We start from the raw sequence: 15,806 nt of genomic DNA on the forward strand, positions 1-15,806 counted from the left end.
GGCTGAGACCTGTGTTTTTTGCTGTGCCAAATATCAAGCTTAGAGAGAAGGATCGTCATATGATGAAACCAGAACGCCCGGTTGGGCTGATTGGCTACGGGGCGTATGTTCCCCGCTATCGCATCGCTGCGCGTGAGATTGCGCGCATCTGGACTGATGGGCAGGGTGGGGTGCCCGTGGATGCCAAGAGTGTGCCGGGCCCTGATGAAGATACGATTACGCTCTCGATCGAGGCCGCGCGCAATGCCCTGGCACGCGCCGGGGTCACGATCGAACAGGTGAGCGCGGTCTGGGTCGGCAGTGAGAGCCATCCATATAGTGTGAAGCCTTCGGGCACGATCGTGGCCGAGGCCCTCGGGGCGACGCCATGGGTGAGCGCTGCCGACTTTGAGTTTGCCTGCAAAGCGGGCAGCGAGGCGCTGACCGCAGCGATGGCCCTGGTGGGCAGCGGGATGGCTACGTATGCCATGGCGATCGGGGCCGATACGGCGCAGAGCCGCCCCAGCGATGCGCTGGAATATACCGCGTCGGCAGGGGCAGGGGCGCTGCTGATCGGGCCAGCCGAAGAGTCTGTGGCAACGATTGATGCAACCGTGAGCTATGTGAGCGATACGCCCGACTTCTTCCGGCGCGCCGATCGCCCCTACCCTGTCCATGGCAATCGCTTTACCGGCGAGCCGGCCTACTTTCACCAGATCCAATCGGCGGCCCAACGCTTGATGAGCGATCTGGGCAAGACCGCCAAGGATTTCACCTACGCGATCTTCCACCAGCCGAATGCCAAGTTCCCTCAGGCCGTCGCCAAACGCCTGGGTTTTAGCGATAGTCAGATTGCGCCCGGCTTGCTCAGCCCACAGATCGGCAATACCTACTCGGGCGCGGCTATGGTCGGCCTGTGTGCAACACTTGACGTTGCGCAACCCGGCGAGACCATCTTTATCACGACCTACGGCAGCGGCGCTGGCTCGGATGCTTATGCGCTCACCGTCACCGAGCAGATCCTCGAGCGGCGCAACCGTGCCCCGCTGACCGAGGCCTACCTCAAACGGCAGGTCTTTATTGACTATGCGGTCTATGCGAAATGGATCGGCAAACTCGTCATGGGGTAATTCTTTTGTTTGCCTGATTTTGGTGGCTGCGCCGCCAAAACCAGGCAAACGAGGGCTACGCTGAAAAGGATTGTTAAGCAAATAAGGAGATGTATGCGACCATCATATATTGTGAGTGCTGCGGCAACTGCGGTTGGCGAACATTATGCACGCAGTCTGAGCGATCTGGCGAGTGAGGCGGTACGTAGCGCGTTTGCCGCCCTACCCGAGGTAAGCCCCGAGCGCGTTGGGGCGCTTTTTGTCGCGAATGCCATGGGTGAGGCGCTGGCAAGTCAGGGGCAACTCGGGGCGTATCTAGCCAACGCCGTCGGGTTGCGTGGGGTGCCTGCGTTCCGGGTTGAGGCCGCCGGCGCGAGTGGCGGGGTTGCGTTACACCAAGCTGCCCAGGCGATTGCAACGGGGCAGTGCGACCTTGTTGTCGTCCTAGGAGCCGAAAAGGTGACCGATCGCCTTGAAGGGGCGCTCGAAGCAGCGCTCGCGCTGCATACCGACGCCGAGGCCGAGGCGATCCACGGGTTGACGCTGACCTCGCAGTGGGCGCTGCTGATGCGGCGGTATATGCACGAATACAACTATGGCCTCGAAGCCTTTGCGCCCTTCCCGGTCAATGCGCATGCCAATGCAGCAAAAAATCCGCAGGCGCTCTACCGGTTTGCGATCAACGCCGACAAGTACCGCAAAGCCGGGATGGTCGCCTCGCCACTGAATATGCTCGATTGCAGCACCGTCGCCGATGGGGCCGCATGTGTCATCCTCGCGGCTGAATCGCTTGCCCGCGAGCTCCCCGGGCCACTCATCCGGCTGGCTGGCACCGCCGTCGCCACCGATACGCCTTCGCTGGGCGCACGCCGTAACCCGCTCGATCTTGAAGCAGCGCGGGCCAGTGCCCACGTTGCGCTTGGACGTGCCCATTTGGGCCTCAGCAATGTGCAAGTCTTTGAGTTGAGTGACCCTCACGGCATTGCGGCCACGCTTGCGCTCGAGTCAATCGGCTCCTACGACCGCGGCGAAGCTCCGCGGCACGCCGCCGACGGGGCCATTGCCCCAACCGGGCGCACGCCGCTCGCCACGGCAGGCGGCTACAAAGCCCGTGGCGACATCGTCGGCGCCAGTGGCGTCTACCAGGTCGTCGAACTGGTACGCCAGTTGCGCGGCGAAGCCGGCCCAACCCAGGTCGCCGACGCCCGCGTTGGGCTGGCGCAGACGCTCGGTGGCCTTGGGGCAACCGCAGCAACCGCCGTCATCGTCGCTGAGTAAGGATTGGCGCCTTGGCGTCAAGCTGTACGTTTCGCTCTTCATGCACTACAATGAAACCAAGACCCTGACCCTCGCAAGGGGTGGATCTTGCGCTACGTACCCGCGCTTTCTACAGGAGCCAAACCATGATTCAGGAAATGATCAACGGCAGCGTCGGTGTGCTGAGTAAACCTTCGGTGGCGACCTTCGAGGAATATGAGAAAGATAATCTGGGTTGGGCATTGATCTACTCGGTGCTCGCCGGGGTGATCAATGCGATCATTAGTGGCATTCAGTTCGCGCTTTTTCCACCAGCCGCCGTCAATCCGCAAGATTTAGGCGATATCCCCCCGGAACTGGCCGAGTTGCTCGGCGGGATGAGCACCGGCGCAGCCGCGACCCCCAGCATCTGGGCCTCGGTTATCGGGGCAATCGTCTTTACGCCCCTCATTCTGCTGATTGCCTGGGGCATTACCTTTGCCCTTGGACGTGCGTTTGGGGGCACCGGCAAGTTTGGTGAACTGGCCTACAATATGTCGCTCTTTGGGGCACCCATTACGGTGATCGGGAGCCTGCTGGGCCTCATTCCATTCCTTGGTGGCATCGCGGCATTTGCGCTCTTTATCTACAATCTCTACCTCACCTATCTCGCGATCCAGGCTGGCATGAACCTGCCGGGCAATAAGGCTCTGTACGTCATTCTGATCCAGTTTGCCATCGGGATCGCCATCGGCCTCTGCTTTTTCCTTTTCTTTGCCCTCATGATCGCAGCCATTATTGGCGCGGCTGGTGGGGTCTGATTTTTTTACGAGGAGATATCAATCGATATGGAAATTGCTCGTCACTGGCGCCAACGCGCCGCACGCTATCGGTTGCAAGGTCAACGTCATCGTGAAACTGGTGAAGTTCGCTTTCCCGCTCAGCCCCCGGCCATCGGCGAAGATCCGGCGGTGTGGGAAGCCGTTGAGCTTAGTGGGCGCGGCGAACTCTATAGCTTCAGTGTGCTCCGTCAGGGGCCTGATGGCTATGAGGGGCTCGTGCCTTACCCGGTCGGGATGGTGCGCCTTGAAGAAGGCCCACTGGTCGCGGCCCAGTTGACCGATTGCGCCGAGGCCGATCTTGCGATTGGTCAATCCGTCGAGATGGTGACCCGTCAGTTGCTCGATACCGGCGAAGATAATGTGCTCGTCTATGGGTACAAGTTTCGCCCGGTGCTTGTGTAAGCGCAATGTCAACTGTTGCCCTCTACAATCTGACCATGATCGAGCTCGAAACCCTGCTGCGTGACTTGGGCCAGCCCGCCTTTCGCGCGAAACAGTTGTATCGTCAACTTTATGTCAATCTAGCCGGCGATGCGATGACGATGACCGATCTGCCGCTCGCCCTGCGCGAGCGGCTCGCCAACGAGGTGCGCCTGGGAGCGTTGCAGCTTGAACGGGTGCAAGAGACCGATCAGGGGCTGACGCGCAAGGCGCTCTTTCGGCTGCACGACGGGGCTGTGCTCGAAACCGTGTTGATGATCTATCCTGATCGCGCAACCGTCTGCGTCAGTACGCAGGCTGGTTGCGCGATGGGCTGCGATTTCTGCGCCACCGGCAAGCTCGGTCTGTTACGGAATCTGACGGTGGGCGAGATCGTCGAACAGGCGCTCTGGGCTTCACGTGAGTTGCGGAAGTGGCAGGCAAGCCTGGTGGCCCCTGGCGCAACCGACAGCCAACTCGAGGCACCCCCTGCGACAAGCCGGGCCAGACAACAAGCCTTGCCGCGCCCCGAGGCCACCCGAACCGACGACGATGGGCAGTGGTGGGGCGGCGAAGGCGAGGCCTTTACCGAACGGGTCACGCACCAGGTCGCCAGGGTGACGAATCTGGTCTTTATGGGCATGGGTGAACCGTTCGCCAACTACGACCGCTGGTGGGCAGCCGTCGAGCGCCTGCACGATCCACAGGGCTTCAACCTTGGCGCACGGAGCATGACCGTCTCGACGGTCGGACTTGTGCCAGGCATCAGGCGCCTGGCCGAAGCTCCCTTGCCAATCAGCCTGGCAATCTCGTTGCATGCACCCGACGATGCGCTGCGCAGCGCAATGATGCCGATCAACCAGCGGTATCCGCTGGTCGAATTGCTTGAGGCAACCCGAGACTATATCGACCAGACTGGGCGACGGGTCAGCTTTGAATATGTGCTGCTGCAGGGGCGCAACGACCACCCGCACCAAGCGCTTGCCCTCGCCCGCTTGCTCCGTGGTCAGAGCGTCAGCAGAGGGGCGCCCTTGCTCTGCCATGTCAACCTGATCCCGTGGAACCCCGTGCCAGGCATGCCGCTCGGCCGCTCAGAGCGCGAACGCGTGACGGCCTTCCAGCAAGTCTTGCTCGACTATGGCATCGCCTGCACCGTCCGGATCGAACGAGGCGTCGCCATTGCCGCCGCCTGCGGGCAACTCGCAGGCACCTCAGTCCCAAGTTAAGCGCCAACCCTCACGTCGCATCAAAGACCGCACTCACGGCCACCTCAAAGCCAGGCAAGCTCAACGAGGTGGCCTGTTCACCACGGGCAAAGCGCCCATGCACCGCATAGGCCAAACCCTCAAGTATCAAGACGGTGATCTGCTCGGCGACCGGATCAACCAGCCAATACTCGGCAATGCCAGCCTCGGCGTAATCGGCCACCTTGACCACCGTATCACGCTCAGGATCATCGGGACTGACAATTTCGACCACGAGATCAGCGCCAAGCCAGTACCGATTCTGGCGACGGGGATCATGGGCATGCCACCCCGTTGCCCATGCTATAATTATACGTTGCTTCCAACAAATCTGCCCGTTGCGGAAGGATCCAATCATGCAGGGTGCCAACAAGATCGCCTTCTCCAACCACCGAGCGTGGGTTGTCATAGCGTTGCTGCTTGTGCTCAGTTTGAGCCTTGGTGCGTGTGGCCCGGAGGCGAATGAGCCCCTTTCTGGGCCAGTGCCAACACCTGAAGGCGCTTCGGGTGGGACGCTCATTATGACGCTCGGCTCACGCGATCCAACCACGCTTGACCCGGCCCTCGTTGGTGATGTGACAAGTGCTTTTGTCGTCCGGCAGATCTTCAGCGGCCTGGTACGGTTGGACAATGACCTCGAAGTCGAACCAGATCTGGCCGAAAGCTGGGAACGCTCAGAGGATGGGCGGAGCTACACCTTTCGCCTGCGGCCCACGGCCAACTTTGCCGACGGGCGGCCAATCACGGCTGAGGATGTGCGCTATAGCCTGGAACGCGCCACTGATCCACGGCTCGGGGCGATGCTGCCAGCGGCGACCTACCTGGGCGATATCGTCGGGGTCGCCGAAAAACTCGCCGGAACAGCCAGCACGATCAGCGGGCTTGAGGTGCGTGACGAACGTACCATCGTGCTGACGATTGACGCGCCCAAGGGCTTCTTCCTCGCAAAACTGGCCCATCCAACGAGCTTTGTGGTTGACCAGCAGGCCGTTGAAGCCGGACGAGGCGATTGGACCGAGCAACCGAATGGCAGTGGGCCCTTTACCATCGAACGCTGGGAGCGCAACCAGTTGCTTGTGCTGGCGCGCAATCCCCATTTTGCCCGTGAACCGGCGCGTCTCGATCGCGTGCAGATGCTCATCGGGGCCGCCGCCAGCAATCCGCTGATCCTCTACGAACAGGGCCAGATTGACCTGACCAGTGTGCCCTCCTTTGCCCTGGCGCGCATTGAGGATGACAATAATCCCCTCGCGGCAGAACTGCGGCAAGAGCCACAACTCTCGCTCTTTTACCTGGGCATGAACGCCAACCTGCCCCCCTTTGATGATGCGAACATCCGTAAAGCCTTCCGCCTGCTGATTGACCGCAGCCTGCTCACCAACGTGACCTTGCAAGGCACCGCCGAGTCAGCGTACGGCGTGCTTCCGCCTGGCATGCCTGGATATAACGAGCAACTGACACCACTTGAGCCAGATGGTGAGCGCATTCGCGAACTGATTGCGACGTCACGCTATGGGAGTGTGGAAGCCTTGCCGCCAATTATCGCGTATGGAACCTGGGCGAGCCTGCTGAGCGACGTGGCTGAAGCGACGCTCGGGATTACGATCGAGGTTCGCGACTACGAAGATTTCGGTGACTACCTGGCCGCCCTGGAAGAGAACCGCTTTCAGCTCTTTGGCACCGGGTGGATTGCCGACTATCCCGACCCCGAAAACTTTCTGGACGTGCTCTTTCGGAGTGGCAGCGGCCAAAACCATATGGCCTACAGCAACCCCGACGTTGATCGCCTGCTCAACCAGGCCGCCGTCGAACCCGACGACACGACACGCTACGCTCTCTATCAGGAAATTGAAGCGCGCATCATGGCCGACAGCCCAATCATCCCCCTCTACCACGATGTCGAGCATATGCTGGTGAAACCCTACGTACGCGGCCTTGAGCTCACGCCGATGGGGTTGCTTGATCTCAGCACGGTTGAGTTGGTCAGGCCGTAGACCGGCTCACCAGCCACTAGATATAGTGGTGTTATCCACAGTAATCCCCCAGATGTGGATAACTTTACCATAATAAGAGCGGAAGCCGGGGCAGAACCTCACGTTCAGACATGCTCAAGGAGTTCGTGCAACGGTCCGGCGATCTCGGCAAGGGCCGGGGGGAGCGGGTCGCCACGCAGAATCGCTTGCCCGAGGGCCGAGCTTTTGAGTTCGATCAGTTCCCGTTCGAGTTGATTGGTCATCAAAACGTCCCGCTGGATCTGGCCGTCACGAATGGTGATCACCCGCTGGGCCGCCGCTGCGACCTCACTGTTGTGGGTAACGATGATCAGCGTCGTGCCCTGTTCGCGGTTGAGCGTGGTGAGCAGGGCCATGATGTCGGCGGTGGTTTTGGTATCGAGGTTGCCCGTTGGTTCATCGGCAAGGATGATGGCAGGGCGATTGGCGAGCGCACGGGCGACGGCAACCCGCTGGCGTTCGCCCCCCGAAAGCTGGTTGGGCAGATGGTTGCTGCGCGACGCCAGCCCAACCAGCGTCAGCAATTCTTGCGCTCGGGCGCGACGCTGACCAGCCCGCAGCGACGACTCATACATCGGGACTTCGACATTCTCACGAGCAGTCAGCGTCGGCAAGAGGTTGTGACTCTGAAAGATAAAGCCAATCGTCTGCCCGCGAAAACGGTCAAGGTTGCGGACCTTGGTCAGTGAGGTACCATTGATAATCACCTCACCCGAAGAGGGGCGATCAAGCGCACCGATCAGGTTCAAGAGCGTGGACTTGCCCGAGCCAGATGGGCCAACAATCGCCACGATCTCACCGGCCTGGATCTGCAGATCGACCTCATTGAGCGCCCGTACCGGCACGCGCTCACCATAGATACGAGTCAATTTGCGCGTCTCGAGCACAATTGTCGTAGGCATGATCTTTGCTCTCTTCTATTCGTGATAGAGCGCGGCAATCGGGCGTAGGCGCACCGCTCGCCACGCTGGCAACAGGCCCCCAATCAGGCCGAGGCCCAATGCCAGCCCGAAAATACGCCACAGATCGGCACGCGCATAGCTAATGGCCAGCACTTCGCCATACCCCGGGATCAAGATAAGCAACTGGTTGAGGCCCATCCCAAGCCCAAGGCCAGCCAGACCGCTGAGCAAGGCGAGCGCCAGCGACTCGGCGAGGATCATCCGCAGCACCCGCCGACCACGCCAGCCGACCGCCCGGAGCACCCCGATTTCGTGGGTACGTTCAAAGACACTCATGAGCATCACATTCATCATGACGACGCCACCAACAAGCATCATCAAGCCCATCAAGGCCCCAAAAAAGGCGTCCATCGTGGCAAAATCCTGCATCCGCGAAGTCAGATCGTTCGTACGTGCAACCAGCAGTTCAGGGTAGCGCGCCTCAAGCTCAGCCGCGATCTCGGCGGCTCGTTCAGGCGTATGCAGGCTAATCCCGAGAAACGAGACCTGACGCGGCTTGCCAAAGAGACGCTGCGCCTCACGAATATTAATCACCCCGCCCGAGTCTTCATAGCCAATGCCGGTCTCATAGATCCCCACAAGCGTAAAGGTCTGACCGCTGAGGCGGAGCCGATCGCCCACCTGCTTGTCCAGGGTGTTAGCAGCCAGGCGTCCCAGGATAATTTCATCACTGCGTTGGATCAAACGGCCCTCATTCACGCGATAATGAGCGATATGGTTCTCGCGGGGGTCAAGGCCATAGAGCAAAAAGAAGGGCAGGCCGGGCACCGCCGTTGAGCCAAAAACCAGCCGCGACACGGCTTTGATCTCGGGGTGGGTACGAAGGTGATCGGCAAGCCGTTCGTCAATTGACGAGAACATCGCATCAGACGCACCCGCTTGCTGGGCGAGAATATCAGCCTGCCCGGCCCCGAGCATCTCGGTAATGACCTGACGCGAGCCTTCGGCGATGCCACTGAGCGCAACGATCAAGCCAACGCCAACGCCGAGGCCAAGCATCGTCATTAAACTACGCGTCGGTCGGCGCAGCAGATTGCGGAGCGCCGGCCCGCGCAGCAACGGGGCCATCAAGCGTGCCATCAAGCCCCAGCGCACACTGGCGCCTGCCTCGGCGCGCATCGCCTCGACCGGGGCAAGGCGGGCAGCTCGCCACGCCGGGTAGCCGCCGCCAACCAGTCCAAGCACGCCAGCAATGACGACTGCCTGCACCATCGCCGACGCTTCCAATTCACCGCTCAGGAAGCCACTCAACGCCGCCGATTGAGCTAACAGCGTAATTGAACCAGCCGCGAGCAGCAGGCCAAGCAAGCCACCGGCGAGCGCCACGAGCAGCGCTTCACCAATGATCATACGCACCACACGCTGCCTACGCCACCCAAGCGCCCGCAGCACCCCGATCTCGCGGGTGCGCTCAAAGACACTCATCAACTGAGCATTCATCATCCCCAGGCCACCAACCAGAATCGCAAAAATGCCGATCACCCACCCCATCGAACGATAGATTTCCAGCAGATCGTCCTGACTATGGGGATCGCCCGAGCGCGTCGCTGCCAGATCAGGCCAGCGCTGCTCAATGTGCTCTTTGATTGCATCGCGTTCATGGGCATCACGGACAAGGACTTTGAAAAAGGTCACCTGGCGACGGCGATCAAAGGCGCGCTGCGCATCATCAAGGTGGATCACCGCCCCATTGTCTTCAAAGCTCGCCCCGGTCTCATAGACACCAACAACGGTATAGCTCATCTCATTGATGCGAAACTTATCGCCAACCTGCTTTTTGAAATTGAGCGCCGCTTGACGACCGAGAATCAATTCACGGCGCGTAATCACCGAACGCCCCTCAATAATGCGGTAACGCTGGATCGCAAACCCGCGAGGTTCTTCACCAGCAATAAGAAAATAGGGCGTCTCGGGTAACTGCAGAATGCCGATAACCGTCTGATTGACAGCGGTCACCCCCGGTATCGCCGCGATCTCATCACCGATCTCGGCATCGATAGCGCCCATCATGATCAAAAGCGCATCTTTCTGGCTAATGAGCAGATCGGCATCGCGGGTATCGCCCGCGCTGCCAAACCCACGCGCCATACCCTCACCAAAGGCCGAGAGCACCACGACCGCCGCGACGCCAATCGCCACGCCAAGCAGGGTCAGCAGGGTGCGAACCTTGCGCCGCAGCAGATTTTTGAAACTGAGCATGACGCCCCCCTTTATACCATTTGGCTTGGACCGTCATGCACGGCCATCGGCAATCCAAAAGCTGCAAGCTGCAATGGTATTAGCCTTCGAGGGTCATAGTGGCCGTCATATTCCAGCGCAGCCGCGGATCCCACGTTTGCGGGACAATCGTGACCGTATAGATGACATCGCCTTGATAGGTTTGGCCCATGGCTTCAATCTGGCTCACCGCACCGGCAAGGGTGAGATCGGGCAGCGCATCGAAGCTCAGGGTAACGGTATCGCCTTCCCGCACCGCCACAATATCTAGTTCGGTCAGATCGCTCGTCTCAATCTTCCACGAAGTCAGATCGGCCAGGACAAACGCCGGCATCGTGGCCGATGGCTGTTCACCTGGCTCAAGATTGATCGTCACCACGGTGGCCGCAAAAGGCGCGGTCAGCGTTGCTTTGGCAAGGGCAAGCTCGGCGAGACGCAGATTGGCCTGGCTCGCACGGACCCGCGCCTCGGCGGCAGCCACTGCCGGCGTTGCTGGATCGGCGAGCACCTGTTGCAACCCGGCTTCGGCCTGTTCCACGCCTGCCTGGGCAGCCTCGAGTTCACCTGCACGAGCGGTGCCACTCAAATGGGCCAGGCGCGCCTGAGCCGCACTGACCCGGGCCCGCGCACTGGCGATCTGGTCATTTTCAGCCCCGGCGAGCAAACGATCCCGTCGCGCCTCGAGCTCGCGCAGTTGGGCCGTCGCCGCGTCAATGCCAGTGCGTTCAGCCTGAAGGGCGTGTTCCAAGGCCAGCCGGGCCTCTTCAAGGGCAGCTTCGCCATTTGCCACCGCACGGAAAGCCGCCGCTTCGGCATCCTGACGGGCCTGGGCCAGCGTTTCGCCCTGCCGCTCGGCCTCTTCGCGCAGATCTTTATTTTCCCAGACAATGCGGCTATACGCATCCTGGAGATCGCGCAGGGCGTTTGCCGCCTGGGTCACGCGCAACTCGGCCGCAACCTTGGCCGCTGCAAGGGCATCGCGTTGGGCCTGCAGATTGGCCTGGGCCTGCGTCACGGACGCCTCGGCCTGGGCTAGTTCTGAGCTATTGGGCCCAGCCAGCAGACGAGCCAAGAGCGCTTGGGCCTCACGCAATTCATCGCGGGCCGCCTGAAGATCCGCCGCCGTGACCCGCCCGGCGGTCTGACGCTCGGCGGCCTGCGCCTGCGCAAGTTGCGCCTCGGCAGCAGCAACTGCCTCGGGGCGAGCCGGCTCGCGCAAAAGTTCATACTGCGCCTGCGCCTCATCAAGCACCGCCCGCGCCTGTTCAACGGCTGCTTCAAGCTCAGCCGTCTGCAACCGGGCCAGAGGTGCCCCTGGCGCGACCGTTTCACCCTCACTGACCAGCACCTCGGCAACGGTACCAGTCAGTGCAAACTGCAACTCAACCGAACGGGCGGGCACAACCCGCCCATCAGCAATGACCAATGGTGGTGGTGGCGCAAACGTATCTTCAATGACAGGCGTAGGCGTTGAGGCCTGCCCAAAGGAACAACTTGCCAGCAACAACGTTGCAACGACCACGACCATGCCAAAACCTTGTCGTGACATCACACACTCCTACGTGGTCTGTAAGGTGCATTTTCTGATGTTGCTGCACCCTGGGTACGCGGGCGTCCCGCCCGCTGGTGCTCGCGAAGCGGGCGGGACGCCCGCGTACCCAGGAAGGTCAGAAAACTTACGTTACAAACTACTAAAGTTCAGGGCTTGCGCTCTAAAGCGCACCCCCTTCATTATCGCACCCCAACCCATGCAAGCGTGTAAATGTTCGATAACAGCCTGTAACAGTTTGACCAGCACATAGAAAAAGAAGTGTGCTACAATTTGACGCATTCTGGCCAGAAATATGAGGAAACCCATGGATCAAACGAAGACACCGGTGTCTCAGGATGCGAGTCTGGCCCCACCAATCTATGTTGTGTCAGGGGGCGAGGGACTGGTCGGATCAGAGGTAGCCCGCCTGGTAATCAGCCAGTTCGAGGGCGTCCAGGTACCCGTCATTGTCATTCCGAATGTCCACACTCCCGAGCAGATCAGTGAAGTCATCGAAGAAGCGCGGGTCAGCCGCGGAACCATTCTCCATACGCTGATGGAGCCAGGCGTGCGTCGCGATCTGATGCGGAAGGCCCGCGACAACCGCGTGGTCGAAATTGATCTGGTTGGTTCGGTGCTCGCCCGCGTTGCCACCCTGGTCGGCAAAGAACCGCTGGGCAAGCCGGGGCTCTACAAACAACGGCTTTCGACCTATTTTGATCGCCTTGAGGCGATTGAATATTCGATCAAGCATGACGATGGTGCGCGCACCGATGAGTTGCACGACGCCGAGATTGTGCTGGTCGGCATTTCACGCGTCGGCAAAACCCCACTGAGTATGTACCTGGCGGTGCTTGGCTGGAAGGTGGCGAATATTCCGCTGGTCAAAGAGGTCACGCCCCCGGAAGCGCTCTTTCAGATTGATCGCCGACGGGTAATTGGCCTTGTTGTTGACGCAGAACAGATCACCGCACGGCGTCGCCATCGCCAGCGTCGGACAGGCATGGCGTTTGGGAGTCGGTATGTCAGCCAAGAGACCACCGAGGACGAGGTCGAATGGGCACGCCGCCTCTTTCGCCAGCACGGGTGGGCCACGCTTAATTTGACTGACCGCTCGATTGAAGAGAGCGCCGACGAAATTATTGCGCTTGTCGCACGCTGGTTCAAACATGGTACAGAAATTGATCCATCGGGCGAAGCCTAGGCGCAATACCTTGCAAATAAGGCGCTTGTTTTGACGCAAAGGCGCAAAGGCGCAAAGTTTTTAGCGTACGTGAGCGAACCCTTCGCGCCTTCGCGTGAGCTTATTTGAAAAGTAGCGCACGGCAGACCTCACAGATCTTCAAGATCTGTGAGGTCTTATGCACGGAAGCGGGCGGGCCGCCCGTGCGCCCAGGAGACTACTCAGCGCTTGAGTTCAAAGAGGGTTTGGCCGAGCAACTTCTCAGCCAGTTCCGCAGGTTGTGGTGGGCTGATGAGATAGCCCTGGATGGCATCACAACCCTGGTTCATCAAGAATGTACGCTGGGCCTGGGTCTCGACGCCTTCAGCCACAATACGCATATCCAGAATATGCCCGATCGCAATCACGGCGCTCGCAATCGCGGCGGCATCCTTGCTCTCGGTAATATCGCGGACAAACGAGCGATCAATCTTGAGGATCTGCACTGGCAAGCGACGCAGATACCCAAGCGATGAATAGCCTGTGCCAAAATCATCAATCGCAAGCTGTACCCCAATCGCTCGTAACTCTTTGAGCAACGCAATGGTACGTTCAATATCGAGCATGGCGGCACTTTCGGTCACCTCGAGGTGCAAACTGGTCGGGGGGAGCCCCATCGCCGTGAGCAAATTCGCCACCAGGCGAGGCAAATGGGGATTCTGGAGGCTCCGCACCGAAAGGTTAACCGAAACCGAGAGGTGGTTATAGCCCTGGCGATGCCAGGCCTGTAGCTGCGTCAGGGCACGCCCGAGCACCCAGAGATCAATCCGGGTAATGAGGCCCGTCTCTTCGGCAAAGGGGACAAACTCAGCGGGGCTAATCATGCCTCGTTCCCAACTATACCAGCGGACAAGCGCCTCGAACCCATAGATATGTCCCGTCTGCACATCGGCAATGGGTTGATAGAACACGCGCAACTCGTCTTCGTCGATGGCCCGACGCAGGCTGGTATCGAGATGAAGGAGATCCATACTGCGGGTATGCATCTCGTTATCAAAGACCATCGCGCAGGCGCGCCCATTGGCTTTCGCCTGATAGAGTGCAGTATCGGCATCACGCAAAAGATCCTCGGCCCGGATATAGGCCCCGGTAATGAAAGCAATGCCAATACTGGCCTGGATCGTAATTTCGAGTGACTCGATTGCCATCGGCTGCGAGAGGATATCCTGGATACGTTCAGCGACCCTGGTGGCGCTTTCAAACGACCGCATCTCAGGGAGGAGCAGAGCAAACTCATCGCCACTGATCCGGGCCACCACGTCACTAAAGCGCCGTGAGTTCGAGAGGCGCTGCGCGACCATTCGCAAGACCTCATCGCCAGCCGCGTGACCAAGGCTATCGTTGATCACCTTGAAGCGATCCAGATCGAGGAAAAGCACCGCAGCTTGGCGCCCAGAGGCAAGATCCAGATGACCGAGCATCTGTTCAATCGCCTGGATAAAATAGGTACGGTTGGGCAACCCGGTCAGCGGATCATGGAGCAACTCGTAGCGCAACTGTTCTTCCGTCTGTTTGCGCATACTGATATCGGTCTGTGATCCTGCCATCCGCACCATCGTCCCGTGCTCATCGGCAACAGCCATGCCTCGGGCCAACACCCAGAGATACGTCGAACCATCCTGGCAGAACATCCGATATTCGCTCTCAAAATGGGGCAAATCGCCACGCAAATGGGCGTCAATCTGGGCTCGTACATGGTCATAATCGGCGGGATGAATGCGTTTGAACCATTCATCGGGGCTATCCCCAATTGCATCATCACCATAGCCCAGCATCATCTTCCAGCGCAGCGAATAGTGGATCGTCTGGGTGCGCAGATCCCAATCCCAGATCCCATCATTGGCCCCCTGGAGGGCCAGGACGTAGCGTGACTCGCTCTCGCGAAGCGCCTGTTCGGCATGGCGACGGGCGGCCAGGGTCTCGAGAAATGCATTGAACCAGCGGGTCAGTTCACCGATCTCATCCTGACTGGTCGCCTGCAACGGCTCTGACCAACCCGGGCGATCACTCTGATAGAGCTGAAAACGGTAGGTCAACTGGCGGATAGGATTGACGACCGAACGTGAGACAAGCAGTGCGCCAACCGCCACAATTAACAGGGCCAGCCCCACCGCCAGCACCGTGACGGTTCCAATCGCCTGCACACCTTGATCAAGCGTCTGCACTGGCACGAGACTCATAATGAGCCAGTCGGTGACCTGCGATTGCACAGAGTTGATCACCATCGGCTGATCATTAATGGTGTGGGTAAAACCACCTTGAGACGCTTGTACCAGGTGCAACAGGTCAGGATGGAGCATCGCCCCAATCAGATCCTGCTGCGGATGATAAATAATCTGACCTCTCGCATCACTCACCAGCATAAACCCGTCCGTCCCCAGATCGACATGATTAAAATGTTTCTGGAGCATCTGCGGATCGTAGTTGACCAACAGGGTTGCGACAGGTCGTGCCTGAGCGGTACCGACATCAACGGTCATCAACGCTCGGGCAAGCGTCACGACATGCCTAGTATTCGAATTACTATTGACATTTTCAATCAGACCAAACCAGACAACATCGGGGGCAGCGGCACGAGTTTGGGCAATAATGTCGTCACGCAGATCGGTACGAATATTCGAGATATTGAGCGTATCACCAACGTGGTAATGTACACCATTCTCGGTAAAAATATCAATCGAGACAACCCCACCAAGGTCGGTGTAACTATCAAGGATATACCCAATCTGCGCCTGGGTTGCCAGGCGCGTATAGGTATCCATTTCGGCCTCAGTCTGACCAAGAGCCTGAAGAACTGGTTCAACACTCGAAAGATTGATGATCAGACGCTCAAGTTGTTCAAGGTTGAAATCAAGATGGTCGCGATGGCTATTGAGCAACTCGGTCGCATAGTGACTCACCTCATCATTCACGACCGTGCGCGATACTTGATACGAAGCAAGGCTGACAATCATCAGTGGAAGAATACTGATCACTATCAGAATGGCTATAAATTTCTGGGTAAGATTGAGCCGCACGCGCATAAAAAAGCC

General features: G+C 59.4%; 12 protein-coding genes. 7 read left to right on the forward strand and 5 right to left on the reverse strand.

Annotation, left to right across the window (positions count from 1 at the left end):
• Nucleotides 1–59 precede the first annotated feature (59 nt).
• The 5 genes from EKD05_RS03095 to EKD05_RS03115 all read left to right on the forward strand — a co-directional run bounded on the left by EKD05_RS03095 (nucleotide 60) and on the right by EKD05_RS03115 (nucleotide 4,812).
• Nucleotides 60–1,109: a hydroxymethylglutaryl-CoA synthase gene (locus EKD05_RS03095; RefSeq protein ID WP_129670845.1), complete on the forward strand. Its 1,050-nt coding sequence runs from the start codon at nucleotides 60–62 to the stop codon at nucleotides 1,107–1,109.
• Between the two features lie 93 nt (nucleotides 1,110–1,202).
• Nucleotides 1,203–2,366 (forward strand): beta-ketoacyl synthase N-terminal-like domain-containing protein, encoded by a 1,164-nt coding sequence (locus EKD05_RS03100; protein ID WP_129670846.1) that lies wholly within the window; start codon nucleotides 1,203–1,205, stop codon nucleotides 2,364–2,366.
• Nucleotides 2,367–2,491: 125 nt separating this feature from the next.
• The gene (locus EKD05_RS03105; RefSeq protein ID WP_129670847.1) at nucleotides 2,492–3,145 is read left to right on the forward strand and encodes a YIP1 family protein; all 654 of its coding nucleotides are present in this window, start codon (nucleotides 2,492–2,494) and stop codon (nucleotides 3,143–3,145) included.
• Between the two features lie 27 nt (nucleotides 3,146–3,172).
• Nucleotides 3,173–3,568 (forward strand): Zn-ribbon domain-containing OB-fold protein, encoded by a 396-nt coding sequence (locus EKD05_RS03110; protein ID WP_129670848.1) that lies wholly within the window; start codon nucleotides 3,173–3,175, stop codon nucleotides 3,566–3,568.
• A 5-nt stretch (nucleotides 3,569–3,573) separates the two neighbouring features.
• Nucleotides 3,574–4,812, forward strand: coding sequence for a radical SAM protein (locus EKD05_RS03115; protein ID WP_129670849.1), 1,239 nt, complete (start codon nucleotides 3,574–3,576; stop codon nucleotides 4,810–4,812).
• 10 nt (nucleotides 4,813–4,822) lie between these two features.
• Here the strand turns inward: EKD05_RS03115 and EKD05_RS26625 are convergent, their stop codons facing one another.
• Nucleotides 4,823–5,188, reverse strand: coding sequence for a Uma2 family endonuclease (locus tag EKD05_RS26625; RefSeq protein WP_370374870.1), 366 nt, complete (start codon nucleotides 5,186–5,188; stop codon nucleotides 4,823–4,825).
• Here EKD05_RS26625 and EKD05_RS03125 point away from each other — a divergent pair.
• Nucleotides 5,187–6,824 carry a peptide ABC transporter substrate-binding protein gene (locus EKD05_RS03125; RefSeq protein ID WP_129670851.1) on the forward strand — a complete coding sequence of 546 codons (1,638 nt, stop codon included), beginning with the start codon at nucleotides 5,187–5,189 and terminating at the stop codon, nucleotides 6,822–6,824. The two genes, EKD05_RS26625 and EKD05_RS03125, sit on opposite strands and share 2 nt — an antisense overlap.
• A gap of 104 nt (nucleotides 6,825–6,928) precedes the next feature.
• Here the strand turns inward: EKD05_RS03125 and EKD05_RS03130 are convergent, their stop codons facing one another.
• The 3 genes from EKD05_RS03130 to EKD05_RS03140 form a co-directional block, all read right to left on the reverse strand.
• Nucleotides 6,929–7,744 (reverse strand): ABC transporter ATP-binding protein, encoded by an 816-nt coding sequence (locus tag EKD05_RS03130; protein WP_129670852.1) that lies wholly within the window; start codon nucleotides 7,742–7,744, stop codon nucleotides 6,929–6,931.
• A 15-nt stretch (nucleotides 7,745–7,759) separates the two neighbouring features.
• Nucleotides 7,760–10,003, reverse strand: a complete 2,244-nt coding sequence (locus EKD05_RS03135) for an ABC transporter permease (RefSeq protein ID WP_129670853.1) — start codon at nucleotides 10,001–10,003, stop codon at nucleotides 7,760–7,762.
• 79 nt (nucleotides 10,004–10,082) lie between these two features.
• Complete coding sequence (locus tag EKD05_RS03140; protein ID WP_240695607.1) at nucleotides 10,083–11,570, reverse strand: HlyD family secretion protein; 1,488 nt, start codon at nucleotides 11,568–11,570, stop codon at nucleotides 10,083–10,085.
• 307 nt (nucleotides 11,571–11,877) lie between these two features.
• On the opposite strand from EKD05_RS03140, the gene EKD05_RS03145 reads away from it, so the two are divergent.
• The gene (locus tag EKD05_RS03145) at nucleotides 11,878–12,756 is read left to right on the forward strand and encodes a pyruvate, water dikinase regulatory protein (protein WP_129670854.1); all 879 of its coding nucleotides are present in this window, start codon (nucleotides 11,878–11,880) and stop codon (nucleotides 12,754–12,756) included.
• Between the two features lie 200 nt (nucleotides 12,757–12,956).
• Here EKD05_RS03145 and EKD05_RS03150 read toward each other — a convergent pair whose 3' ends face one another.
• The gene (locus tag EKD05_RS03150; protein WP_129670855.1) at nucleotides 12,957–15,797 is read right to left on the reverse strand and encodes an EAL domain-containing protein; all 2,841 of its coding nucleotides are present in this window, start codon (nucleotides 15,795–15,797) and stop codon (nucleotides 12,957–12,959) included.
• Nucleotides 15,798–15,806 lie beyond the last annotated feature (9 nt).

Origin of the sequence: Candidatus Chloroploca sp. Khr17, assembly GCF_004138165.1 — a bacterium.
Lineage (GTDB): Bacteria > Chloroflexota > Chloroflexia > Chloroflexales > Chloroflexaceae > Chloroploca.

Excerpts from the sequence above, each read along its gene's own strand:
- EKD05_RS03095 (WP_129670845.1), top strand. The coding sequence starts at position 60 with ATGATGAAACCAGAACGCCCGGTTGGGCTGATTGGCTACGGGGCGTAT.
- EKD05_RS03100 (WP_129670846.1), top strand. The coding sequence starts at position 1,203 with ATGCGACCATCATATATTGTGAGTGCTGCGGCAACTGCGGTTGGCGAA.
- EKD05_RS03105 (WP_129670847.1), top strand. The coding sequence starts at position 2,492 with ATGATTCAGGAAATGATCAACGGCAGCGTCGGTGTGCTGAGTAAACCT.
- EKD05_RS03110 (WP_129670848.1), top strand. The coding sequence starts at position 3,173 with ATGGAAATTGCTCGTCACTGGCGCCAACGCGCCGCACGCTATCGGTTG.
- EKD05_RS03115 (WP_129670849.1), top strand. The coding sequence starts at position 3,574 with ATGTCAACTGTTGCCCTCTACAATCTGACCATGATCGAGCTCGAAACC.
- EKD05_RS03125 (WP_129670851.1), top strand. The coding sequence starts at position 5,187 with ATGCAGGGTGCCAACAAGATCGCCTTCTCCAACCACCGAGCGTGGGTT.
- EKD05_RS26625 (WP_370374870.1), bottom strand. The coding sequence starts at position 5,188 with ATGATTGGATCCTTCCGCAACGGGCAGATTTGTTGGAAGCAACGTATA.
- EKD05_RS03130 (WP_129670852.1), bottom strand. The coding sequence starts at position 7,744 with ATGCCTACGACAATTGTGCTCGAGACGCGCAAATTGACTCGTATCTAT.
- EKD05_RS03135 (WP_129670853.1), bottom strand. The coding sequence starts at position 10,003 with ATGCTCAGTTTCAAAAATCTGCTGCGGCGCAAGGTTCGCACCCTGCTG.
- EKD05_RS03140 (WP_240695607.1), bottom strand. The coding sequence starts at position 11,570 with ATGTCACGACAAGGTTTTGGCATGGTCGTGGTCGTTGCAACGTTGTTG.
- EKD05_RS03145 (WP_129670854.1), top strand. The coding sequence starts at position 11,878 with ATGGATCAAACGAAGACACCGGTGTCTCAGGATGCGAGTCTGGCCCCA.
- EKD05_RS03150 (WP_129670855.1), bottom strand. The coding sequence starts at position 15,797 with ATGCGCGTGCGGCTCAATCTTACCCAGAAATTTATAGCCATTCTGATA.